24 protein-coding genes are annotated in these 22,556 nt (G+C 72.7%); 12 read left to right on the forward strand and 12 right to left on the reverse strand.

What is annotated here, in order from left to right; genetic code table 11:
- Nucleotides 1-7 precede the first annotated feature (7 nt).
- Nucleotides 8-844, forward strand: a complete 837-nt coding sequence (locus ACIPW5_RS15485) for a carbohydrate ABC transporter permease (protein WP_401244885.1) — start codon at nucleotides 8-10, stop codon at nucleotides 842-844.
- A 6-nt stretch (nucleotides 845-850) separates the two neighbouring features.
- A complete protein-coding gene (locus ACIPW5_RS15490) occupies nucleotides 851-2,335 on the forward strand; it encodes a glycoside hydrolase family 3 protein (RefSeq protein WP_401244819.1) in 1,485 nt (494 codons plus the stop codon).
- A 119-nt stretch (nucleotides 2,336-2,454) separates the two neighbouring features.
- On the opposite strand, the gene nagB is transcribed toward ACIPW5_RS15490, so the two are convergent.
- On the reverse strand, nucleotides 2,455-3,240 hold the full coding sequence (nagB, locus tag ACIPW5_RS15495; RefSeq protein ID WP_401244821.1) for a glucosamine-6-phosphate deaminase: 786 nt from the start codon (nucleotides 3,238-3,240) through the stop codon (nucleotides 2,455-2,457).
- 141 nt (nucleotides 3,241-3,381) lie between these two features.
- Nucleotides 3,382-4,143, reverse strand: a complete 762-nt coding sequence (locus ACIPW5_RS15500) for an SDR family oxidoreductase (RefSeq protein ID WP_401244823.1) — start codon at nucleotides 4,141-4,143, stop codon at nucleotides 3,382-3,384.
- Nucleotides 4,144-4,229: 86 nt separating this feature from the next.
- On the opposite strand from ACIPW5_RS15500, the gene ACIPW5_RS15505 reads away from it, so the two are divergent.
- A complete protein-coding gene (locus ACIPW5_RS15505) occupies nucleotides 4,230-4,823 on the forward strand; it encodes a TetR/AcrR family transcriptional regulator (protein ID WP_401244825.1) in 594 nt (197 codons plus the stop codon).
- Between the two features lie 387 nt (nucleotides 4,824-5,210).
- Nucleotides 5,211-6,680, forward strand: a complete 1,470-nt coding sequence (locus ACIPW5_RS15510; protein ID WP_401244827.1) for a sensor histidine kinase — start codon at nucleotides 5,211-5,213, stop codon at nucleotides 6,678-6,680.
- Nucleotides 6,681-6,841: 161 nt separating this feature from the next.
- Here ACIPW5_RS15510 and ACIPW5_RS15515 read toward each other — a convergent pair whose 3' ends face one another.
- Both ACIPW5_RS15515 and ACIPW5_RS15520 read right to left on the reverse strand, forming a co-directional pair.
- The gene (locus ACIPW5_RS15515; RefSeq protein ID WP_004937597.1) at nucleotides 6,842-7,099 is read right to left on the reverse strand and encodes a WhiB family transcriptional regulator; all 258 of its coding nucleotides are present in this window, start codon (nucleotides 7,097-7,099) and stop codon (nucleotides 6,842-6,844) included.
- Between the two features lie 320 nt (nucleotides 7,100-7,419).
- Entirely contained in the window at nucleotides 7,420-8,385 is a 966-nt protein-coding gene (locus ACIPW5_RS15520; RefSeq protein ID WP_401244828.1) for a diacylglycerol/lipid kinase family protein, read from the reverse strand.
- Between the two features lie 84 nt (nucleotides 8,386-8,469).
- Between ACIPW5_RS15520 and ACIPW5_RS15525 the strand changes: the two genes are divergently transcribed.
- The gene (locus ACIPW5_RS15525) at nucleotides 8,470-8,913 is read left to right on the forward strand and encodes a hypothetical protein (protein WP_401244830.1); all 444 of its coding nucleotides are present in this window, start codon (nucleotides 8,470-8,472) and stop codon (nucleotides 8,911-8,913) included.
- Between the two features lie 46 nt (nucleotides 8,914-8,959).
- On the opposite strand, the gene ACIPW5_RS15530 is transcribed toward ACIPW5_RS15525, so the two are convergent.
- The 3 genes from ACIPW5_RS15530 to ACIPW5_RS15540 all read right to left on the reverse strand — a co-directional run bounded on the left by ACIPW5_RS15530 (nucleotide 8,960) and on the right by ACIPW5_RS15540 (nucleotide 10,885).
- Nucleotides 8,960-9,913: an RNA polymerase sigma factor SigF gene (locus ACIPW5_RS15530; RefSeq protein ID WP_401244832.1), complete on the reverse strand. Its 954-nt coding sequence runs from the start codon at nucleotides 9,911-9,913 to the stop codon at nucleotides 8,960-8,962.
- A gap of 41 nt (nucleotides 9,914-9,954) precedes the next feature.
- Nucleotides 9,955-10,368 carry an anti-sigma regulatory factor gene (locus tag ACIPW5_RS15535; RefSeq protein WP_007266463.1) on the reverse strand — a complete coding sequence of 138 codons (414 nt, stop codon included), beginning with the start codon at nucleotides 10,366-10,368 and terminating at the stop codon, nucleotides 9,955-9,957.
- 256 nt (nucleotides 10,369-10,624) lie between these two features.
- Nucleotides 10,625-10,885, reverse strand: coding sequence for a UBP-type zinc finger domain-containing protein (locus tag ACIPW5_RS15540; RefSeq protein ID WP_401244834.1), 261 nt, complete (start codon nucleotides 10,883-10,885; stop codon nucleotides 10,625-10,627).
- 65 nt (nucleotides 10,886-10,950) lie between these two features.
- On the opposite strand from ACIPW5_RS15540, the gene ACIPW5_RS15545 reads away from it, so the two are divergent.
- Entirely contained in the window at nucleotides 10,951-12,534 is a 1,584-nt protein-coding gene (locus ACIPW5_RS15545) for a Na+/H+ antiporter (RefSeq protein ID WP_401244836.1), read from the forward strand.
- 75 nt (nucleotides 12,535-12,609) lie between these two features.
- On the opposite strand, the gene ACIPW5_RS15550 is transcribed toward ACIPW5_RS15545, so the two are convergent.
- From ACIPW5_RS15550 to ACIPW5_RS15565, 4 genes are all read right to left on the reverse strand, one after another.
- On the reverse strand, nucleotides 12,610-13,503 hold the full coding sequence (locus tag ACIPW5_RS15550) for a 1-aminocyclopropane-1-carboxylate deaminase/D-cysteine desulfhydrase (RefSeq protein ID WP_401244838.1): 894 nt from the start codon (nucleotides 13,501-13,503) through the stop codon (nucleotides 12,610-12,612).
- Nucleotides 13,504-13,542: 39 nt separating this feature from the next.
- On the reverse strand, nucleotides 13,543-14,133 hold the full coding sequence (locus tag ACIPW5_RS15555) for an N-acetylmuramoyl-L-alanine amidase (RefSeq protein WP_401244840.1): 591 nt from the start codon (nucleotides 14,131-14,133) through the stop codon (nucleotides 13,543-13,545).
- Between the two features lie 92 nt (nucleotides 14,134-14,225).
- Entirely contained in the window at nucleotides 14,226-15,416 is a 1,191-nt protein-coding gene (locus ACIPW5_RS15560) for a globin domain-containing protein (protein ID WP_401244842.1), read from the reverse strand.
- 101 nt (nucleotides 15,417-15,517) lie between these two features.
- Complete coding sequence (locus ACIPW5_RS15565; RefSeq protein ID WP_401244844.1) at nucleotides 15,518-15,967, reverse strand: RrF2 family transcriptional regulator; 450 nt, start codon at nucleotides 15,965-15,967, stop codon at nucleotides 15,518-15,520.
- 225 nt (nucleotides 15,968-16,192) lie between these two features.
- Here ACIPW5_RS15565 and ACIPW5_RS15570 point away from each other — a divergent pair, with 225 nt between their 5' ends.
- From ACIPW5_RS15570 to ACIPW5_RS15590, 5 genes are all read left to right on the forward strand, one after another.
- Nucleotides 16,193-17,602 (forward strand): family 2B encapsulin nanocompartment shell protein, encoded by a 1,410-nt coding sequence (locus ACIPW5_RS15570; RefSeq protein ID WP_401244846.1) that lies wholly within the window; start codon nucleotides 16,193-16,195, stop codon nucleotides 17,600-17,602.
- A complete protein-coding gene (locus ACIPW5_RS15575) occupies nucleotides 17,590-18,645 on the forward strand; it encodes a family 2 encapsulin nanocompartment cargo protein polyprenyl transferase (protein WP_401244887.1) in 1,056 nt (351 codons plus the stop codon). Before ACIPW5_RS15570 ends, ACIPW5_RS15575 begins: the two co-directional genes overlap by 13 nt.
- A gap of 149 nt (nucleotides 18,646-18,794) precedes the next feature.
- Nucleotides 18,795-19,388: a GNAT family N-acetyltransferase gene (locus ACIPW5_RS15580; protein ID WP_401244848.1), complete on the forward strand. Its 594-nt coding sequence runs from the start codon at nucleotides 18,795-18,797 to the stop codon at nucleotides 19,386-19,388.
- Between the two features lie 101 nt (nucleotides 19,389-19,489).
- Nucleotides 19,490-20,074, forward strand: a complete 585-nt coding sequence (locus ACIPW5_RS15585; protein WP_401244850.1) for a dihydrofolate reductase family protein — start codon at nucleotides 19,490-19,492, stop codon at nucleotides 20,072-20,074.
- Nucleotides 20,075-20,116: 42 nt separating this feature from the next.
- Complete coding sequence (locus ACIPW5_RS15590) at nucleotides 20,117-20,314, forward strand: hypothetical protein (RefSeq protein WP_401244851.1); 198 nt, start codon at nucleotides 20,117-20,119, stop codon at nucleotides 20,312-20,314.
- A 14-nt stretch (nucleotides 20,315-20,328) separates the two neighbouring features.
- Here ACIPW5_RS15590 and snpA read toward each other — a convergent pair whose 3' ends face one another.
- Nucleotides 20,329-20,994, reverse strand: coding sequence for a snapalysin (gene snpA, locus ACIPW5_RS15595; protein ID WP_401244853.1), 666 nt, complete (start codon nucleotides 20,992-20,994; stop codon nucleotides 20,329-20,331).
- A 224-nt stretch (nucleotides 20,995-21,218) separates the two neighbouring features.
- On the opposite strand from snpA, the gene ACIPW5_RS15600 reads away from it, so the two are divergent.
- Nucleotides 21,219-22,151 (forward strand): LysR substrate-binding domain-containing protein, encoded by a 933-nt coding sequence (locus ACIPW5_RS15600; protein WP_401244855.1) that lies wholly within the window; start codon nucleotides 21,219-21,221, stop codon nucleotides 22,149-22,151.
- Nucleotides 22,152-22,556 lie beyond the last annotated feature (405 nt).

Here is a 22,556-nt window from a genome sequence, read left to right on the forward strand (position 1 = left end):
CCAGCAGCTGCGCACCCGCAAGCCGCTGCGCCCCGCGACCGTCGCCAAGAACGCCGGCGCGGTGCTGCTGGCCCTGGTCTTCGTCTTCCCGGTCTACTGGATGTTCTCCTCGGCCCTCAAGCCGAACGGGGAGATCCTCACCAAGGACCCGGTCTTCGTCTTCACCCCGACGCTCGACAACTTCACCAAGGCCACCGGCGTCGAGAACTTCTGGACGTACGTCACCAACAGCCTGGTCGTCACCGTCGGCGCCGTCCTGCTGGCCCTGCTGGTCGCCCTCGCCGCGAGCTTCGCGATCGCCCGCATGAAGTTCAAGGGCCGCAAGGGCCTCGTCCTCGGCGTGATGATGGCCCAGATGGCCCCCTGGGAGGTCATGGTCATCGCGATGTACATGATCATGCGCGACGCCGAGATGCTGAACAGCCTCGCCGTGCTGACCGCGATCTACTTCGCGATGGTCCTCCCCTTCACCATCTGGACCCTGCGCGGCTTCATCGCCGCCGTCCCGGTGACCCTGGAGGAGGCCGCGCAGATCGACGGCTGCACCCGCGGCCAGGCCTTCCGCAAGGTGATCTTCCCGCTGCTGGCCCCCGGCCTGATGTCCACCTCGCTCTTCGGCTTCATCACCGCCTGGAACGAGTTCGCGATGGTCCTGATCCTCAACAAGGAGAAGACCGCCCAGACCCTGCCCCTGTGGCTGACCCAGTTCAAGACCGCCTTCGGCAACGACTGGGGCGCCACCATGGCCGCGTCCTCGATCTTCGCGATCCCCGTCCTGGTGATCTTCATCTTCCTCCAGCGCAAGGCCGTCGGGGGCATGACCTCCGGCGCCGTGAAGGGATAACGGACCATGACGATCCTTGCGCACCGCGTCGACAGCCTCACCCGCGACGCCCTCGCGGTCCTCCAGCCCGGCTTCGAGGGCACCACCGCCCCCGCCTGGCTGCTGCGCCAGGTCGGCGAAGGGCTCACCGCCGTCGGCCTGTTCGGCCGCAACATCACCTCGCCCGAGCAGCTCGCCGCGCTCACCGCGCAGCTGCGGGAGGTCCGGGACGACGTCCTCGTCGCCATCGACGAGGAGGGCGGCGACGTCACCCGCCTGGAGGTCCGGGGCGGCTCGTCCTTCCCCGGCAACCTCGCCCTCGGCGCCGTCGACGACACCGCCCTGACCCGGGACGTCGCCCGCGAGCTGGGCCGCCGCCTCGCCGAGTGCGGGGTCAACCTCAACTGGGCCCCGTCCGCGGACGTGAACTCCAACCCCGACAACCCGGTCATCGGCGTCCGCTCCTTCGGCGCCGACACCGCGCTCGCCGCCCGGCACACGGCCGCGTACGTCGAGGGCCTCCAGGCCTCCGGCGTCGCCGCCTGCACCAAGCACTTCCCGGGCCACGGCGACACCAACGTCGACTCGCACCACGCGCTGCCCCGGATCGACGTGGACCTGGACACCCTCCAGGCCCGCGAGCTGGTCCCGTTCAAGGCGGCCATCGCGGCCGGCACCAAGGCCGTGATGAGCGCCCACATCCTGGTGCCCGCCCTCGACCCGACCCGCCCGGCCACCCTCAGCCCGCAGATCCTCACCGGCCTGCTGCGCAAGGAGCTGGGCTACGAGGGCCTCATCGTCACCGACGGCATGGAGATGAACGCCATCGCCGGGACGTACGGCATCGAACGCGGCTCGGTGCTGGCCATCGCGGCCGGCGCCGACGCCATCTGCGTCGGCGGGGGCCTCGCCGACGAGGGGACCGTGCTGCGCCTGCGCGACGCGCTGGTCGCCGCCGTACGCGAGGGCGTGCTCCCGGAGGAGCGGCTCGCCGACGCCGCCGCCCGGGTGCGCGCCCTCGCCGAGTGGACCCTCGGGTCCCGCCCGGACGCGCCGCAGGAGGGGAGCGGCGCGTCCGGTGTCGGTCTGACGGCGGCCCGCCGCGCGGTCGTCGTGTCCGGCACGGCGGATCCGGTCGCCGACCCGTACGTCGCCACCCTCGCGCCCGTCGCGAACATCGCGGTCGGCGACGAGACCCCCTGGGGGGTCGCCGCGGAGCTGGCCGAGCTGGTCCCGGGGACCGGCTCGGGCGTCTACCCCGAAGGGGCCTCGGCCGCCGACGTGCTGGCGGCCGCGGGGGAGCGGACCGTGGTCGCGGTGGTCCGCGACGCGCACCGGCACCCGTGGATGACGGAGGTCCTGGACGCGCTGGTCGCGGCCCGGCCGGACACCGTGGTCGTGGAGATGGGCCTGCCGCGCGCCGAGCCGCGCGGGGCGCTGTACATCGCCACGCACGGGGCTTCCCGGGTGTGCGGGCGGGCGGCGGCCGAGGTCATCGCCGGCCGCGCCTGAGACCGGCAGCGCCCGTCCGGGCCGCGGCCCGGACGGGCGCTGCCGGGACGGGCCGCGCCCGAACACGAGAAGGCCGGGCCCCCGTGGAGGGGGGCCCGGCCTTCCCGCACGCCCGGTGCCTACAGGCCCTGCCAGGAGGGCTTGGCGGCGTAGGTCTGGCGGAAGTAGTCGGCCAGCTTCAGCTTGGAGGCGGCCGCCTCGTCCACGACGACGGTCGCGTGCCGGTGCAGCTGCAGCGCCGAGGCCGGGACCAGCGCGGACAGCGGACCCTCGACGGTCTGGGCGACGGCCTCGGCCTTGCCCTCGCCGGTGGCCAGCAGCACCAGGTGGCGGGCGTCGAGGATGGTGCCGATGCCCTGGGTGATGACGTGGTGCGGCACCTGGGACAGGTCGTCGTCGAAGAAGCGCGCGTTGTCCACGCGGGTCTGCTCCGTCAGCGTCTTGATGCGGGTGCGGGAGGCCAGCGAGGAGCAGGGCTCGTTGAAGCCGATGTGCCCGTCGGTGCCGATGCCCAGCAGCTGGAGGTCCACCCCGCCGGCGGCGGCCAGCGCCCGGTCGTACTCCTCGCAGGCGGCCTGGACGTCCTCTGCGCCGCCGTCGGGGCCCATGAAGGAGGCCTCGGTCAGGCCGAGGGGCTCCACGACCTCGCGGAGCACGACCGCGCGGTAGGACTCGGGGTGCCCGGCCGGCAGGCCGACGTACTCGTCGAGCTGGCAGATCCGGGCCGCGGAGGCGTCGACCTCGCCGGCCTCGACCTTGGCCGCGAGGGCTTCGTAGATGGGCAGCGGGGTAGAGCCGGTCGCCACACCGAGCAGGGCGTCGGGCTTGCGGCGGACCAGGGCGGCCATGGCCTCCGCGATGAGCTCGCCGCCTGCCTTGGCGTCCGGGACGATGACAACTTCCACGCTGGGCCTGCCGATCTGAGTGGTGTGGTGGTATAGACCAATCTAGCAGAGCGTGCCCCCGGATGGCGGTACTCCGCCCGATCCATCGTCCCCCCGTTCCCGGCCCCCCGCCCGGTCGGCGGGGGCCGGGAACCGGGCCTGCTAGAGCAGCGCCAGCTGGAGTCCGCCGGTGGCGTCCAGGTGCTGGCCCGTGACCCAGCGGGAGTCCGGCGAGGCCAGGAAGGCCACCACGTCGGCGACCTCCTCCACCGTGCCCACCCGGTCGAAGACCGAGCGGGAGGCGGCGTGCGCCCGGGCCGCCGGATCGGCCAGCCAGGCGGCGTTCAGATCGGTCGCCGTGATGCCGGGGCCCACCGAGTTCACGGTGATCCCGCGCGGCGCGAGCGCGGCGGCCAGGGACACCGTCAGCGCGTTCACCGCCCCCTTGGCCATGACCGTGGCCAGGATCGCCGGCAGGGCGATGTGCGGGGTGCCGGTCACGTTCACGATCCGGCCCCCGTCCGCCAGCCGGTCCAGCCCGTGCTTGATCACGAAGAACGGCGCCTGGGAACCCAGGGCCTGGATCCGCTGGAAGGTCTCCTCGTCCGTCTCCCCGATGCCGGCGAAGGTCGCCGCCCCGGCGTTGTTCACCAGGACGTCCACCTGCTCGGTGTGCGCGGGGTGGGCCTCGTACGCGGCCCAGAGCGCCTGTGCGTCCCCGGGCACCCCCAGCTCCGCCCCGATGGCGAAGGCCCGGCCCCCGGCCGCCTCGATCGCCCCGACGGTCTCCTTCGCCGCCGCCTCGTTGCGCCCGTAGTGCACCGCGACCAGCGCCCCGTCCCGTGCCAGCCGCTCGGCGACGGCCCTCCCGATGCCCCGGCTGCCGCCCGTGACCAGTGCCGTCTTCCCCTTGAGCACGCCCATGACGCGCCCCCCTCCGTCAATTGCTAGTGGTCGCTACAGAAAGGGACCGTACCAGATTCCGTAGCGGCCGCTATAGAATGGCGGGCATGGTGACAGGACAGCGCGGCAGGCCCCGCTCCTTCGACCGGGCCGCCGCCCTCGAAAAGGCGATGCTCACCTTCTGGGAGCAGGGCTACGAGACCACGTCCATCGCGGACCTGACCCGCAACCTGGGCATCGGCGCACCCAGCCTCTACGCCGCCTTCGGCGACAAGCGCAAGCTCTTCGACGAGGTCGTGGTGGTCTACGGCAGCCGGTACGGGGACTTCGCGAGCGTGGCGCTCGCCGAGGAGCCCACCGCCGCCGCGGCCATCGGCCGCATCCTGCGCGAGGCCGCCGAGATCTACACCGACCCCGCCCATCCGCCGGGCTGCATGGTGATCAGCGCGGCCGCCAACACCACCTCGGAGGAGGTGGCCGAGGCCCTGCGCGAGCGCCGCAACGCCAATCTGGAGCTGTTCGAGAGCCGGATCAGGGCCGACGTCGCGAGCGGAGCGCTGCCGGCCGGGACGGACGCGCGGGCGCTGGCCCGCTTCGCCGGGGCGGTGCTCCAGGGGATGTCGCAGCAGTCGCGCGACGGGGCGACCCGGGAAGAGCTGGAAGCGGTCGCCGAGCGGGCGCTGCTGGCCTGGCCGCGATAGGGGCGCCGGGGGAATCCGCCCGGGGAATCCGCACGGGAGGCGATTCCTCTGGGCCACGGTGCAGGGCGGGACCCTCAACCCACCCGGCACCGTAGCCCGGAGTACTCACGGCCGTAGGGTGTGCGGTGCCCGGCGGCCGTTGGGAGGTGCCTGCGCGGTCAGGGCAGAACGCGTGGCCACCTCGATCCGTCCTCCTGTGCGGGGAGGGCGGAAGCCTGAAACCCAATTGTGGACTAGACCAATCTGTCCTGTCCATCCAAGTGCAGGGTCTACTGCCCCGTCACTTTCTCCAACAGTACGCGGAGTGTGCCCTTCCTGGATACTCCTGAGTATTCGTGGTGGGGAAAGTCATCCCCGTACCCGGGGTACGCTCGCAAGGTGCCCTCCATGAACGACCTCGTACGCCAGCACACCGCTCTCAGTGAAACCGACCTGGAGTGGTTGCACCTGCTGGTCTCGGAGTGGCAGCTGCTCTCCGACCTGTCCTTCGCCGACCTCGTGCTCTGGGTCCCCACCCTCGACGGCACCCGGTACGTCTCCGTGGCGCAGATGCGGCCCAACACCGGCCCCACCTCGTACCAGGACGACATGGTCGGCCACCTGGTCCCGCGCGGCCGCCGCCCGCTCCTCGACGCCGCCCTCGACGAGGGCCGCATCGTGCGCGAGGGCGACCCGGAGTGGCGCGAGGAGGTGCCGGTCCGCGTCGAGTCGATCCCCGTCCGCCGCGAGGGCCGGGTGCTCGGCGTGATCGCGCGGAACACCAACCTGCTCACTGTGCGTACACCCAGCCGACTGGAGCTGACCTACCTCCAGTCCGCCTCCGACCTCGCCCAGATGATCGCCGCGGGCGCCTTCCCCTTCCCGGGGCAGCAGGTCGACATGGACGCCTCCCCGCGCGTCGGCGACGGCCTGATCCGCCTCGACGCCGACGGCGTGGTGACGTACGCGTCCCCGAACGCGCTCTCCGCCTACCACCGCCTCGGCCTCGCCGCCGATCTGGTCGGCCAGCACCTGGGCACCACCACCGCCGAACTCGCCCCCTCCCGGGGCCCGGTGGACGAGGCCCTCGTCAAGCTCGCCAGCGGCTGGGCCCCGCGCGAGACCGAGGTCGAGGGCAACGGCGGCGTCATCCAGCTGCGCGCCATCCCGCTCAAGCCCAAGGGCACCCGCATCGGCTCGCTCGTCCTGTGCCGGGACGTCACCGAACTGCGCCGTCGCGAACGTGAACTGATCACCAAGGACGCCACCATCCGGGAGATCCACCACCGGGTGAAGAACAACCTCCAGACGGTGGCCGCCCTCTTGCGGCTCCAGGGCAGGCGAATGGATTCGCCCCAGGCCAGGGAGGCGCTCAACGAGGCGGTGCGCCGCGTCGGTTCGATCGCGATCGTGCACGAGACCCTGTCCCAGAACCTCGACGAGCGGGTCGAGTTCGACGAGATCGCCGATCGCGTGATCGCGATGGTCGCCGAGATCTCGCCCGGCCGGGTGGAGTGCCGGCGCCTCGGCCGGTTCGGGATCCTGGACGCGGAGGTGGCCACTCCGCTGTCGATGGTGCTGACCGAGATCCTCCAGAACGCCCTGGAGCACGCCTTCACCCAAGGGGAGGGCGGCACCGTGGAGGTGTCGGCCAGCCGCTCCGGCAGCGGCCGCAAGGACACCCGGCTGCTGATCACCATCGTGGACGACGGCTGCGGCCTGCCCGAGGGCTTCGACCCCCAGCGGGCCGGCAACCTCGGGCTGCAGATCGTGCGGACCCTGGTGGAGGGTGAGCTCGGCGGCACCTTCGACATGGTCCGGGCCGAGCCCCGCGGCACCCGGGTCGTCCTCGACGTACCCGCCAGCCCGCAGAAGTAAGACGAACGGCCCGTCACTCAGGGTGACGGGCCGTTCGGCCGCACTGCCGCGGCACAGCACTGAGCCCCGGACCGAAGGGTTACCGGTCCGGGGCTCAAGAGCACGTTGCTGAGCGCTTGTACGGGTTCTACGCGCTGCGGCTCGAGGCTCGAAAGTCGATGTCAGGCGGTGGCGTTACGCGCCCGATTGCGAGCGGCGCGGCGCTTCATGGCGCGGCGCTCGTCCTCGCTGAGACCGCCCCAGACGCCGGAGTCCTGGCCGGACTCGAGCGCCCACTGCAGGCACTGCTCCATGACGGGGCAGCGGCGGCAGACGGCCTTGGCTTCCTCGATCTGCAGCAGCGCAGGACCGGTGTTGCCGATGGGGAAGAAGAGTTCCGGGTCTTCCTCGCGGCAAACGGCGTTGTGACGCCAGTCCATGGCTGCTCCATCTCCTTGTATTGCGGGCAGGTTGCTTGTGAATGTGAACGCTTTCACGAATCCCCCCGTGAGGGAAGGGCCGACGCCCAGTTGCCTGGTGCGGTCCGAAGATTCGTGGTGGGGTTCTGGCGGTCTGTGTGGGTGCCGGGTTCTGCGGGCTGTCCCGATCGCCATGTAGAGATTCGCAAACCTCGGACGGGGATACAACCCCTTCCGGAAAGTTTTTTTGGATTCGTCGGTGTCTACTAGGTCACAGCCCTAGTTCCTGGGGGTGGACTGGCGTGTAAACGTTCGACTGAAAGGACTTTGGGCCCTTCCACTCACACAATCACACGCAGTGCACGGCGTACGCCTGTGAACCGAACGCTGGTACGCAGTCCGAGGTGATCCCCGTCCATCTGGAATGGGAGGGGAACCTTCGAATGCAAGGTGAAGTCCGTCAGATCGTGCAGGGACAGCGCGTGCTTGCCGTGCGGACCGCGCTCAGGAGTCGAGGTCAGGAGCTGTGTCGCGTACCTGGCCACGGCCGGAGTTGACAAACGGTCCAGCGCCAATACGTCAAGTGCGGTGTCGAAAGAGGCCTCGGGAGAGGCGTAGAGGGGCTTGTTCCCCAGATACGTCCACGGCGAGGTGTTGCAGACTATCGAGAGCACCAGATCCGTCACCGGATCCGCGCCGGGCTGCTCCAGCGTGATCGTGCCGTGCCGCCGGTTGGGCTCCTCCCAGAACTGGCGCATCAGCTGCCGCACGTACAGCGCGTGGGTCGAACGCTTGCCGCGCTCGCGCTGCTGCTCCACCCGTCCCACCACGCCGGCGTCGAAACCGAAGCCCGCGCAGAACGTGAACCAGCGCTCCGGCACCGATTCGTCCTCGGTCCCCGGGACCCCGGACGCCAGGCCCAGGCCCACCGTCCGCTCCCGCTTCTCGCGCAGCGCGTCCAGCAGGGCGCCCGTCGCCTCGACCGAATCGTTCGGCAGTCCGAGCGCGCGGGCGAACACGTTCGTCGAACCGCCCGGGACCACGGCCAGCCCCGGCAGCCGCTCGGGATCGGGGCCCTCGTGCAGGAGTCCGTTGACGACCTCGTTCACCGTGCCGTCGCCGCCGAGCGCCACGACCAGGTCGACGCCCTCCCGGGCGGCCCTGCGCCCGAGGTCGCGGGCGTGCCCCCGGTACTCGGTGGTCACCGCCTCCAGCTTCATCTCGCTGGCCAGGGCGTGGGTCAGGACGTCGCGTGTGCGCGCACTGGTGGTCGTCGCTGCAGGGTTGGCCACGAGGAGAGCACGCATGGTCGCCAGAGTACCCACCCCTCCACATGCGGCCCATACCGACCGTACCCTCCGGGCCCCCGGGTGCGCGGCTACCCTGCTGGGGTGAGCAAGAAGCCGACCCCCCGAGCCCCCGTCGCCCCCGAGCCCGCAGCGCTGCCGGGCCGGCTGACCGCCGCCGCCGCGCTGACCGCGCTGGAGGGCCTGGCGCTGGCCGGGCTCGGCGTCTACATGCTGTTCGTCGGCATCGCGGGCGACCCCGACTCCCCGCAGCAGGCCGAGACCGGCGGCATCACCCTGCTCGCCCTCGCCGCCCTCCCGCTGATCGCGGCGCACGGGCTGCGCCTGGGCCGCCGCTGGAGCCGCGGCCCGGCGCTGATCACCCAGCTGATGGCGCTGCCGGTGGCCTGGACCCTGTGGACCACCGGCGGGGCGATGACCGCCGCCGCCGTGGCCCTGGCCCTGGCGGCGGTGGCCGTCGTCGCGCTGCTGGTGAACCCGACGGCGACCGAGGCGCTGGGCATCGGACCGGCGGACCAGGGCCGGTAGACCGGGGCTCGACCGGAGCCGGGCCCCGCGTCCGCTCCGGCGCCGGCTACTCCTCGACGAGGAGCTTCTCCCGGAGCTGGGCCAGGGTGCGGGCCAGCAGCCGCGAGACGTGCATCTGGGAGATGCCGACCTCCTGCGCGATCTGCGACTGGGTCATGTTGCCGAAGAAGCGCAGCAGCAGGATCCGCTTCTCCCTCGGCGGCAGTCCCTCCAGCAGCGGCTTGAGGGACTCCCGGTACTCGACGCCCTCCAGCGCCTCGTCCTCGGAGCCCAGGGTGTCAGCGACCGCCGGCGACTCGTCGTCGGTGTCCGGCACGTCCAGGGAGAGCGTGCTGTAGGCATTGGCCGACTCCAGCCCCTCCAGCACCTCCTCCTCGGAGATCCCGAGCCGCTCGGCCAGCTCGTGCACCGTCGGCGACCGGCCGTGCTGCTGGGACAGCTCCGCCGTGGCCGTGGTCAGCGAGAGCCGCAGCTCCTGGAGCCGCCGGGGTACGCGTACCGCCCAGCCCTTGTCGCGGAAGTGCCGCTTGATCTCGCCGACCACGGTGGGCGTGGCGTACGTGGAGAACTCGACCCCGCGGTCCGGGTCGAACCGGTCCACCGACTTGATCAGGCCGATGGTCGCGACCTGGGTCAGGTCGTCCAGCGGCTCGCCGCGGTTGCGGAACCGCCGCGCCAGGTGTTCGACCAGCGGCAGGTGCATCCGGACCAGCCGGTTGCGCAGCTCCGCCCGCTCGGGCGATCCCTCGGGCAGCTGCCGCAGCTCGAAGAACAGGGCCCGCGCGCCGCTGCGGTCCCGCGGATCCGGCACCGCCAGGGGCGGGGCCGGCACCTCCGGGGCCGCTGCCTCCGGGGGCTGTGGTTGGTCGTGCTGGTTCTCGCTCATAGGGCCCGCCCGTCGCTCCGCCGAGTCCAAAAAGCCGTCTTCCGCATCCGCCTCGGCCGGGTGCGGCCGGGCGTGCTGCTGCTCCGGGATGCCGCCGTCGACCTCGTGCCTCACCCGGGGCCGATCCCCGCCCCGCACCGGGATCTCCCCGCCGCTCACGCCGGGCCTGGCCCCGCGCCGCGCTGTTTGTAGAGGCTGATGCTCACTGTCTTGTTGTCCTCGACCGTCGCCTCGACCTTGCCGGCCAGGGCCGACAGGACCGTCCACGCGAACGTGTCGCGCTCCGGCGCCCGCCCGTCCGTGGTCGGGGCGGAGACGGTCACTTCCAGCGAATCGTCGATCAGCCGGAAGACGCAGCTGAGGACGGAGCCCGGCACGGCCTGCTGGAGCAGGATCGCGCAGGCCTCGTCCACCGCGATGCGGAGGTCCTCGATCTCGTCGAGGGTGAAGTCCAAACGTGCCGCGAGACCGGCCGTGGCCGTTCGCAGCACCGACAGGTAGGCACCCGCAGCCGGCAGCCGGACTTCCACGAAGTCCTGGGTCCCGGGCTCGCCTGCGATCTGGGACACCCTCACCTCCAAGGTGGTACGAGCTCTGTTCGCCGGTGACGCTATCGCGATCCGGGTGATCGTGTCGCGGCACCCCTCATGGCGCCCGCTGGGAGCGACCGGGCCGACCCCACCCCATGCGGTGACTGATGGTAAGCCCATGAGTACGCACAGTGGCTAGGGGTCTGCGGGCCCAATTCGGGGGAACCGGCGGAGGGTTGACCTACCCCGCTGCCGCCGATCGAACCGTGGTCCCGGGGTGATCCAATCCGGGTCTTCAGACGATCGAACCGTCGACGAAGCACCAGCGCCAGGTTTCGCCCGGTTCGTAGCTCCGCATCACGGGATGTCCGCTCTCCTGGTGGTGGGCGGTGGCGTGCCGGTGGGGGGAGGAGTCGCAGCAGCCCACGTACCCGCAGCCGAGACACATCCGGAGCTGTACCGGATGACTCCCGAGCACCTCGCATTCCGGGCAGGTCAGCGCATGCGGGACCGGTTCGGGGCGCGGCAGTTCGGCAACGTGGGTGCACTCGCTCATGATGGCCAGGTTAAGGCCGGGGTGCGGGCGCGACGACGGTGACGACGGATGGGGATGGATCTTCGATGGAGGTACTGCCGCTGGTGGCGCTGGTCGCCGGGAGCGCCGCCGTGGCGGGCGTCGCCCGGCGCACGCCCGTCCCGGCCCCGCTGCTGCTGGTCGCCGCGGGTCTGATCGCCGCGTACGTGCCGGGGGTGCCCTCGTACGCCCTCGACCCGCACATCGTGCTGCCGCTGCTGCTCCCGCCGCTGCTGCACACGGCGGCGGTGGACAGCTCGTACCTGGACCTGCGGGCCAACGCGCGGCCGATCGCGCTGCTGTCGGTGGGCTACGTGCTCTTCGCGACGCTCGCCGTCGGCTACGTCGCGTACCTGCTGGTCCCGGGGCTGTCGCTGCCGGTGGCGCTGGTGCTGGGGGCGGTGGTCGCGCCGCCGGACGCGGTCGCGGCGACGGCGATCGCGCGGCGGCTGGGGCTGCCGAACCGGATGACGACGATCCTCCAGGGCGAGTCCCTGGTGAACGACGCCACGGCCATCACCGCCTACAAGGTGGCGCTGGCCGCGGCGGTCGGCGTGAGCGCCGGCTGGGCGGGCGGGGTCGCGGAGTTCCTGCTGGCGTCGGTGGGCGGGGTCGGGGTGGGCCTGCTGCTGATGGTCCCCATCCACCAGCTGAGGAAGCGGCTGAAGGAGCCGCTGCTGCAGAACACCCTGTCGCTGCTGATCCCGTTCGTGGCGTACGCGGCGGCGGAGCGGGTGCACGCCTCGGGGGTGCTGGCCGTGGTCGTCGTCGGGCTGTACCTCGGCCACCGCAACTGGCAGGTCGACTTCGCCACGCGGCTCCAGGAGGAGGCCGTGTGGAAGGTGGTCGCTTTCGTGCTGGAGTCGGTGGTGTTCGCGCTGATCGGGCTCCAGCTGCCGGTGGTCCTCAAGGGGCTCGGCGAGTACGAGGGGGCGGTCGCGGCCTGGTACGCCCTCGCGGTGTTCCTCGCGGTGGTCGCGGCACGGTTCCTGTGGGTGTTCCCGGCCACCTTCGTGCCGAGGTGGGTGTCGGAGCGGATCCGGCAGCGGGAGCCGGAGACCGACTGGAAGTCCCCGGTGGTCGTCGGATGGGCCGGGATGCGCGGTGTCGTCTCGCTGGCGATCGCGTTCTCCGTGCCGATGGACGTGCCGCACCGGAACCTGATCCTCTTCCTCACCTTCACGACCGTCATCGGCACCCTGGTGGTGCAGGGCCTCACCCTGCCGCCCCTGATCAGGGCGCTGAAGCTGCCGCCGCGGGACGTGCAGGCGGAGACCCTCGCGGAGGCGCAGGCGCAGAGCGAGGCCTCGCGGGCGGCGGAGGAGCGGCTGGCGGAGCTCCTGGAGCGGCCGGAGAACGGCACCCTGCCGCCGCCGCTGGCGGACCGGCTGCGGACGGTGCTGGAACGGCGGCGCAACGCGGTGTGGGAGCGGCTGGGCGAGGTCAACCCGCTGACGGGGGAGTCGGCGGACGACGTCTACCGGCGGCTGGCCCGGGAGATGATCGGGGCCGAGCGCGAGGTCTTCGTCTCCCTCCGCGACCGCCGCCGCATCGACGACGAGATGCTCCGCGCGCTGCTGCGCCGGCTGGACCTGGAGGAGGCGGCGGCGTATCGGGAGGAGTCGGGCTGACCCCGGCCCCGCCCGGCCGGATCGAGCCCCGCCGGCGTTCGAGGCGCGGGTCCGCGCGGCGGTACGCGGGCGGGGCTACGGGCGGCCCGTGATGACGGCGGTCACGGTCGTGCCCCGGGGGAAGGCGCCGGACGCCGTCAGGGCGTGCAGGGCCCAGAGGAGCTTCGCGACGTAGATCCGCTCCACCGGGAGCCCGTGCCGGGACTCGAAGTCGGCGGCGAAGGCGTCGAGCGCGGGCGGGATCCGGGCGTAGCCCCCGTGGTCGAAGCCCTCCGCCAGGGTCCAGTTCCCGGCCGGGCCGCCGAAGGCCGCCGCCTGGAGGGAACGTATCTCCGCTTCCAGGAAGCCGCCGGCCAGCACCGGTACGCCCAGCGCCCGCTGCCCCGGGGCCAGCCCCGCCGCGAGGCCGGCCAGGGTGCCGCCCGTGCCGCAGGCCACCGCCGCCACGTCGCAGGCCCCGCGCAGCTCGCGGCCGAGCTCCGCGCAGCCGGTGAGGGCGAGCGCGTTGCTGCCGCCCTCGGGGACGACGTACGCGTCCGCGGCCCCGGCGGCGGCCAGCAGGCGGTCCCGCGTGTCCGGGTCGGCCTTGCGGCGGTACTCGGAGCGGGTGGTGAAGTGGAGCCGCATGCCGTCGGCGGCGCAGCGGGCGAGGGAGTCGTTGAGGGGGCGTCCGGCCAGCTCGTCGCCCCGGACGATGCCGACCGTCTCCAGGCCGAGCAGCCGGCCGGCGGCCGCGGTGGCCCGGAGGTGGTTGGAGTAGGCGCCCCCGAAGGTGGCGAGCCGGCCGCGGCCCGCCTCCAGCGCCGCCCGGAGGTTCGGCGCGAGCTTGCGCCACTTGTTGCCGGGGAGCTCCGGGTGGACGAGGTCGTCCCGCTTGAGGAGGAGCCGTACCCCGTGCGCGGCGAAGCGTTCGTCGGCCGCCTCGACGAGGGGGGACGGCGGGCGGGGGCGCAGTTCGGGGTGGGTCACCTGCCCATTGTCAGGGCGGGCGCGGGGTGGTGCAGGGGGTCACTTGAGGCGGTCGGCGACGCGTTCGCGCAGCCAGTCCATGGTGAAGCCCCTGGGGTCGATCTTGCCGGGCTGCCATTCGCGGTGGCCGATGACCGAGCGGGCGCCCCAGCCGTGGACCCGGCAGACGGCGGCGGCCGCGCGGGCGATGGCGTCGAGCTGTGCGGGCGGCCAGGGGTCGTGGCCGTCGCCGAGGTTCTCGCACTCGAAGCCGTAGAAGTGGCGGTTGCCGTCGGTGTCGGTCTCGTTGTCCGGGGGGAGCCGCTTCTCGGCGATCACGGCCGCCAGGACGTCGGAGTCGCCGGCGCCGGCGTGGTTGGTGCGGCCGTAGCCGACGAGGTGGACCCGGCCGTCCTTGGTGATGACTCCGTGGCAGAGGGGGCCGGGCAGGGCGGAGTCGCCGTCGCGGCAGAGCTCCACGGTGTACGCGGTGCCGTGCGTGACGGTGTGGTGGACCATGACCCCGTGCACGGGCCCCCAGGGGCCCCTGTGGTTGCGGTTGCGGGTGCGCCAGGTGCCGACCTCGACGACGGTCAGGCCCTCGGCGCGCAGCGCCTGGATGAAGCGGTCAGCGGACATGGGTGCGGACATGGCCGCCTCCTTTCACCGTGTGTGTTCGTTCCGTCACTTAACGGTGTAGCGGAGGCGGCCCTTCCGGGGCTAGGGCGTCTTTCGGCCAGCCGTCACGCGGAGGCCAGCCACAGGTCCGGGCCGAAGACCTCGTAGTGGATGTCGGCGGCCGGGACGCCCGCGGCGATCAGCTGGGCGCGCACCGACCGCATGAAGGGGAGCGGCCCGCACAGGTACGCCTTCGTGCCGCGGGCCACGGGGAGGCCACCGAGGTCGACGAGCCCGGTGGAGTCCCCGGCCTCGGCCCCCGCCGCGTACCAGAAGCGGGCTTCGGCGTCGGCGAGCTTGTGGGTCAGGGCGCGGTGGTCCGCGCGCAGGGCGTGGTCGGCGGGGCTGCGGTCGGCGTGCACCACGGTGACCCTGCCGGTGTGTCCGGTGTCGGCCAGGTGCTCCAGCATCGACAGCATCGGGGTGCAGCCGATGCCCGCCGAGGCCAGCAGGACGGGCGAGCCCGTGTCCTGGAGGACCAGGTCCCCGTACGGCGCCGAGACGCGCAGGGCGTCGCCGGTGCGGATCCGGGCGTGGAGGTGGTTCGAGACCTCGCCGTCGGGGCCGGCGCCGCCGTGGACCCGCTTGACGGTGATCGAGCGGAGGGGGGAGCCGGGGGAGCTGGAGAGGCTGTACTGGCGGATCTGGCGGGCGCCGTCGGGGAGTTCCACCTGCACCGAGACGTACTGGCCGGGCGCGAAGCCGGGGGCGGGCGCGCCGTCGGAGGGGGTCAGGTGGAAGGTGGTGCAGTCGGCCGTCTCCTCGACCCGCGCGGCCACCGTCCACTCCCGCCAGACGTCCCCGGCGAGCACCTGCCGCTCGGCGTAGAGCCGCTCCTCGATGGCGGTCAGGGCGTTCGCCATCAGCCAGTACACCTCGTCCCAGGCCTCGGCGACCTCGGGGGTCACGGCCTCGCCGAGGACCTCGGCTATCGCCTCGAAGAGGTGCCGGTGGACGACCGGGTACTGCGCGCGGGTGACGCCGAGGGAGGCGTGCTTGTGGGCGATGCGGTTCAGCATCACGTCGGGCCGGGTGTCGGGGTGCGCCACGAGGTGGGTGGCGAAGGCGGCGATCGAGCCGGCCAGGGCCTGCTTCTGGAGTCCGGCGTTCTGGTTGCCGCGGTTGAACAGGTCCCGGAGCAGGGCCGGGTGGGCCGCGAAGAGCTTCGCGTAGAACAGCTCCGTGATGTCCGTGATGGCGGCCCCGACGGCGGGCAGGGTGGCGCGTACGGTCGCGGTCGACTTCTCCGACAGCATGGCGGCTCCTCGCTTAATTGGTATCGCAGATTCGTATTAAAGGGCTCGGAGAGGTCCGCCGCCATACGGAGATCCGTTCGAAGGCGGGCCGGGGGGTGCGGTCAATCGGCCACTCGGCCGCCGCCGCTCGAAAGGCCGAGCAGCAGGGGTCCCGTGGGGGCCGCCACCAGCTCGTTCACCGTGAGCGGGTCCAGTGCGGCGAAGAAGGCCTCCTGGGCCCGGCGGAGCGCGCCGCGCAGGACGCAGGCCCCGCGCAGCGGGCACGGGGTGGCGCCGTCGCAGTCCACGACGTCGCCCGCGCCCTCCAGCTCGCGCACCACCCCGCCCACCGAGGCGGCGCGCCCGGCGGCGGTGAGCGCGAGCCCGCCGCCGCGGCCGCGCCGGGCCTCGACCAGTCCGAGATGCTGCAGCCTGGCGACCACTTTGGCGGTGTGGGTGTACGGAACCTCCATGGTCGCCGCCACCTCGCGGGTGGTGGGGAGGTCCGTGTCCTCGACGGCCAGGCGCATGAGCACGCGCAGCGCCAGGTCCGTGAATCGCGTCAGCCGCATGACCACAGGATAGAAAAGTGGCATCGCAGATACAAATTAAGAGCCCCCGGCGCGCGCGATGGCCGAAACCGGTGAGGTCTGCGGGAGGAAATGTGAAGCCGTTGAACCTTTGAGCATGCCCCCGGCTCCCGGGTTCCAGTCCCACCCGTTTGTGTAGTGGTCCCGTCACGCACCGCGCTGGAAGGCTTCCGTTCCGCAGACCATGGAGTGATCGGAAGGAAATACATGTCGGTCCAGGCAGGCTCCGAAGCCGAATCCCGGACACCGCAGAGCAGTCTCGGGACCGCGGCCGCGCGGAACTTGGCAACCACGACCAAGTCCGCGCCGCAGATGCAGGAGATCACCGCGCGGTGGCTCCTCAAGACGCTCCCGTGGGTCTCGGTGCAGGGCGGCACCTACCGGGTCAACCGCCGCCTCAGCCACACCGTCGGCAACGGCGTCGTGGAGTTCGTGAAGACCGGCTCCCGGGTCCAGGTCATCCCGGCCGAACTCGGCGAGCTCCCGCTGCTGCGCGAGTACGGGGACGCGGAGGTCCTCGCCGAACTCGCCGAGCGCTGCCGCCAGGTCGACTTCGAGGCCGGGCAGCAGCTCACCTCCTTCGGCAGCCCCTCCGACGAGGTCTTCCTGCTCGCCCACGGCCGCGTCGAACAGATCGGCCCCGGCCCCTACGGCGAGGACGCGGTCCTGCGGACCGTCGCCGACGGCGCCTACTTCGGCGAGGCCTCGCTCACCGACGGGGCGGCCATCTGGGAGTACACCGCCCGCGCCGTCACCCCCGGCACGGCCCTCGTGCTGTCCCGGCAGGACTTCCTGCTCCTCGCCGACCGGGCCGACTCGCTGCGGGCGCACCTCGACCACCTGCGCACCCGGCCGGTGCGGCGCACCAACCCGTACGGCGAGGCCGCGATCGAGCTGTCCGCCGGCCACGCCGGCGAGGCCGTCCTCCCCCGCGCCTTCGCCGACTACGAACCGCGCCCGCGCGAGTACGAACTCTCGATTGCACAAACGGTCCTGCGCGTCCACACCCGCGTCGCCGACCTCTACAACCACCCGATGAACCAGACCGAGCAGCAGCTGCGGCTCACGGTCGAGGCGCTGCGGGAGCGCCAGGAGCACGAGATGCTCAACAACCCGGAGTTCGGCCTCCTCCACAACGCCGACTACGACCAGCGCATCCAGCCCCACGACGGCGCGCCCACCCCGGACGACTTCGACGCACTGCTCGCCATGCGGCGCGACTCCAAGCTGTTCCTGGCACACCCCCAGGCCATCGCCGCCTTCGGACGCGAGTGCAACCGGCGCGGGCTCTACCCGGACACGGTCGATGTCGCCGGCACCCGCGTGACGGCCTGGCGGGGCGTGCCGATCTTCCCGTCCACCAAGATCCCGATCAGCGCCGCCCGGACGACCTCCATCCTGTGCATGCGCACCGGCGAGGAGGAACAGGGCGTCATCGGCCTCCACCAGCCCGGCATCCCCGACGAGATCGAGCCCAGCACGTCCGTGCGCTTCATGGGCATCGACGACCGGGCGATCATGTCCTACCTGGTCACCGCCTACTTCTCCGCCGCCGTCCTGGTGCCGGACGCGCTCGGCGTCCTGGAGAACGTCGAGATCGGCCGCTGGGACCGGTGACCGCCGACACCGTCGTCACGGGCGAGGGGCAGGAAGCGGCGGCCCTGCTGGAAGGTGCGAGAGGAACGGTCGACCCGGAACTGCGCCGGGCCGTCGAGGGCCTGCCCGGCGCGATGCGCCGGGTGGCGATGTACCACTTCGGCTGGGAGCACGAGGACGGCAGCCCGGCCGCGGGCGGTGCGGGCAAGGCCATCCGGCCCGCGCTCGTCCTCGCCTCGGCGCAGGCCCTGGGGGCGCCCCCCGAGGCCCTGCGGGGCGCCGTACGGGCGGCGGCGGCCGTGGAGCTCGCGCACAACTTCACCCTGCTGCACGACGACATCATCGACCGGGACGTGCGCCGCCGCGGGCGGCCCACCGCCTGGACCGTCTTCGGGACCCCGCACACGATCCTCGCGGGCGACGCCATGATGGCGCTCGCGCTGCGGCTGCTCGCCGAGGACCCGCACCCGGCCTCGGCGCGGGCCTCGGCCCGGCTCGCGGCCTGCGTCGTCGAGCTGTGCGAGGGGCAGCAGGCGGACTGCGCCTTCGAGGAGCGCACGCACGTCTCGCTCGACGAGTGCCTGACCATGGCGGCGGCCAAGACCGGGGCGCTCCTCGGCTGCGCCTGCGCGCTGGGCGCGCTGTACGCGGGTGCGGGGCCGGACGAGGTCGAGGCGATGGACGCCTTCGGGCGGGAGGCGGGGCTGGCCTTCCAGCTGATCGACGACCTGATCGGCATCTGGGGCGACCCCGGGCACACCGGCAAGCCCGCCGGGGCCGACCTCCTCGCCCGCAAGAAGTCCCTCCCGGTGGTGGCCGCCCTCACCTCGGGCACGGAGGCCGGGGAGGAGCTGGGGCTCCTGTACGCGGGTCCGCTCAAGGAGGACGACGTGCCCCGGGCCGCCCGGGCGGTGGAGCGGGCCGGCGGCCGCGACTGGGCGCAGGCCCACGCCGCCGACCGGATGGGCCGGGCGGTGCAGGAGCTGTCCCGGGCGGTGCCCGACCTCGGTGCGGCGGGCGGGCTGCTGGCGCTCGCGGAGTTCGTGACGCGGCGCACCAAGTAGCGGCCGGCTCGTTCCGGTGCCGCGGAGCGGTCTGTTCCGGCGCTGCGGGGCGCCGGAACAGGCCTTTTCCCGGGCGGGCGGTGGCGGGGGAGCGGGGCAACTCTAGGATCACTCGCGGCAGTTGACCTGTGAGTGAAGGGTGTGACCCCGTGGTGCTGGAGATACGTCAGGCGGATCGGTCGGACCGGGACGCGATCGCGCGCCTGCTGGACGAGGCCTTCCGGGACGACCCGGTGAGCAACTGGGTGTTCCCGGACCCGGAGCACCGGGCCGCCGTGCACGGCAGGTTCCTCGGGGTGTTCGTGGACGTCACGCTGGCCGGGGGCCGGATCGACTACGCGGTGGACGGCTCGGCGGCCGCGCTGTGGCTGCGGGTCCCGGCGGGGGAGCCGGAGGGGGAGGACGAGGTGCCGGCGAAGATGCGGGCGGTCGCCGACCCGGACAACGAGCGCTGCGAACTGGTCGGCCGGCTCACCGGGGCGGTGCACCCCACCGCCGAGGAGCACGAGTACCTGCTGATGATCGCGGTCGCCCCGGGCCGGCAGGGGGAGGGGCTGGGCACCGAGCTGATGCGGCCGGTGCTGGAGCGCTGCGACCGGGACGGGGTCCCGGCCTATCTGGAGGCGAGCAGCGAGCGCAGCAAGGTGCTGTACGAGCGGCTCGGGTGGGAGTTCACCGGTGAGGCGGTGCGGCTGCCCGAGGGGCCGCTGATGTGGCCGATGTGGCGCAAGCCGCGGGGCTGAACGCGCGCATCCCGCGAACGGGGGTTGGCAAAGTACTTCACATGAAGTACTTTCGCTGACGTGCCCCGGTGCGGCGGCACTCCCCGAAGGAAGAGAATCGCTTGCGCAAGCTCACGTACTTCATCGCCACCACCGTCGACGGCTTCATCGGAGCCCCGGACGGCGATGCCGATTTCATCTACAGCTACGTCGACCCGGAGTTCATCGGCCTCCTGACCGCCGAGTACCCGGAGACGATCTCGGGCGCAGGGCGCAAGCAGCTCGGCATCGAGGACGCCGCACCCCGGCGCTTCGACGCGGTGATCATGGGCCGCAACACGTACGAGCCCGGCCTCAAGGCGGGCATGCCCAGCCCTTACGGCCACATCCCCGAGCAGTACGTGGTCTCGCGCAGCCTCACCGCCTCCCCCGACCCGGAGGTGCGGCTGATCAGCGGCGACCTCGTCGCCGCGGTGCGCGAGATGAAGGCCCGGGACGGCCTCGGCATCTGGCTGTGCGGCGGCGCCGACCTCGCGGCCCAGCTGGCGGACGAGATCGACGAGTACATCGTCAAGACCTACCCCGTCGTCGTCGGGACCGGCATGCCGATGTCCCGCGCCGGGTTCGGGGTGCGCCCCCTGGAGCTGACCGGCTGCACCGCCCTCGGCGGCGGCCAGGTCGTCACCTCGTACGACGTCAAGCGCTGACCGGCCGCGCCATCACGCACGAAACCGGCCTACCGTGGAGGTATGGCCGGTGAACAGCAGCAGCACGAGCGCGGGACGGTCGCCCCGCGGGCCGGACACGAGCAGCAGACGTGTCCGGCCTGCGGGCGTGCCGTGGAGACGTTGCTCCGACGGCGCAAGTCCCTGGGGATCTTCGTACCCGAGTGGAGCCCGGGTCCCTGCCGGAACCCGGACTGCACCCTCTACGACCCCGTGGGGTAGCCCTCGGGTCCGCCCTAGTTCTTGGCGTCCAGGCCCGAGGCGACCAGGCCGTTGGCCCACAGCTGGTTGACGCGCGCCCGCTCGGCGCTGTTCGGGTTGGCGTTCGTGCACGAGGTGCCCGGACCGCCGCCCGACATCAGCTCGCTGCACGGACCCGAGTAGTGGTCCGGCAGGCCCAGCACGTGACCGGTCTCGTGCGCCGTCACGCGGGTCGAGTTGTACTGCTGGTTCTGCCGGTAGTCCAGGAAGATGTAGCCCCGCCCGTGGCCGTCCGTGCTGGCGTACGAACCGCGGGAGTCGTTGCCCTCGCGGTACGAGAAGTTCCCGCCCGAGGACACCTCCTGGAGCTTCACGTTGGTGACCGAGCTGTTCCAGATCCGGGTGGAGCTGGCTATCTGGGTACGGAAGCTCGGCGCGCTGCGGGTGTTGTAGGTGACGGTGACGGCGGCCGCGCCCGGGTTCGCGGCCCGCTGCTCGGCGACCGACCGCTTCACGGCCTCGAAGAAGGCCCGGGTGGCGGCGTCGTTCTCCGCCGAACGCTCGTACGCGGCGTAGCTCGCCGGGCTGCCGGCCGGTGACGCGGCCGCGGCCCCGGCGGTCGGGACGACGCCGCCGAGGGCGGCGGCGACGCCGAGGCCGACGGCGGCGGCGGACAGCATGTTCCTGCGGGAGTGGCGCATGTGGGGGGCTCCTACTCGGCTGGTGCGGTGGGGGGTGGATGGGTCATCCGGTACCGGAGTCTGCGGGAGCCGATGGGGCCGGGGGATGATGTCAGACCCCGATAGCGCAGGGCTATCGGGCAGGTTTCGGCAAGAAGCACGGTGGTCAACTGGCGTGAGAATGGCGGGATTCGGGGGGCTATCGGTGGCTGGTGCGGTCCGCGGGGCCCGCCTACCCTCGGGTCATGGAGCTCGAGGTGAGGCACCTGCGCGCACTCTGCGCGATCGAGGACGCCGGCAGTCTGCACAAGGCCGCCCGGCAACTCGGCGTGAGCCAGCCCTCCCTGACGACGCAACTGCGCCGCATCGAACGGGCCCTGGACGGCGAACTGTTCCTGCGCGAACGGACCGGCTGCCGGCCGACCCCCTTCGGGCGCACGGTGCTGGGGCGGGCGCGGCCGCTGCTCGCGGACATGGCCGCGCTGGTCGCCGAGGCCCGGGCGGCGGCGAACGGGCCCCGGCTGCGCATCGGTTCGACGGCGAGCCGGGCCCTGCCGGGCTGGCTGCGGCGGCTGCACCGGCGGGCGCCGGACACGGAGACCTCGCTGGTGGTCGACGTCTCGGCGAACGCGCTGCTGCGGATGGCGGCGGGCGGGCAGCTGGACGTGGCGTTCGTGCACGAGGTGGAGGGCAGTCCGCTGCGGGTGCCGGAGGGGCTGGAACTGCGGGTGCTGATGGACCGCGAGCCGCAGTTCGTGTCCATGTCGCTGGACCACCCCGCCGCGCGGTCGCCGGTGGTGGCGTTAGAGGACCTGGCCGGGGACCGCTGGACGGTGGACCCCTCGGTCGACGGTGAATGGGACGGCCTCAGGCGGGCCTTCGCGGGCGCGGGCGTCGACCCGCCCGTGCTGCACGCCGACTACCACACGGCGGCCTCGCTGATCGTGTCCGGCGAGGCGGTGGCGCCGTGCCAGCCGACGTCCGGGCCGCGGGACGACATGGCCATCCGGCCGCTGTCGGGGGACCCGCTGGCGGTACGGCTGCTCCTCGCGACCCGGCCGGGGGAGCACGCGGAGGTCTTCGACGACCTCCGCGAGGCCTACCGCGAAGCCGCCCTCCGCACCCCGCCGTACCGCGCCTGGCTCCGCCGGAGCGGAAGTCCGCTGCTGGCTGCCTGACCCCTGCCCCTGCCCTTGCCGGGCGGGGGCGTTGCCCTGCCGGTCAGCGGCCGGGGCCGTCTGCCGTCTGCGGGTGGTGTGCCGCTGCGCGGAGCTGGGTCCCCTACCCGCCCTTCCACCGTTCCCCGAGCGCTGCCCGGACCCGCGCCTCAAACGCCGGCGGGGCTGGGGGAGTCGGAGCTCCGCCCCGAGCCCGTACGAGCGCTGTGCGCCCGTCGCCTCAGACGCCGGCGGGGCTGAGGGAGCCGGGGCTCCGCCCCCGAGCCCGTACGAGCGCTGTGCGCCCGTCGCCTCAAACGCCGGCGGGGCTGAGGGGGCCGGGGCTCTGCCCCTGACCCGATACGGCGCTACCGCGCCCGCGCCTCAAGCGCCGGCGGGGGGGGGGTGGGCGGGGCGCCCCCCCGC

Origin of the sequence: Streptomyces sp. NPDC090077, assembly GCF_044747545.1 — a bacterium.
Taxonomy (GTDB): Bacteria; Actinomycetota; Actinomycetes; order Streptomycetales; family Streptomycetaceae; genus Streptomyces.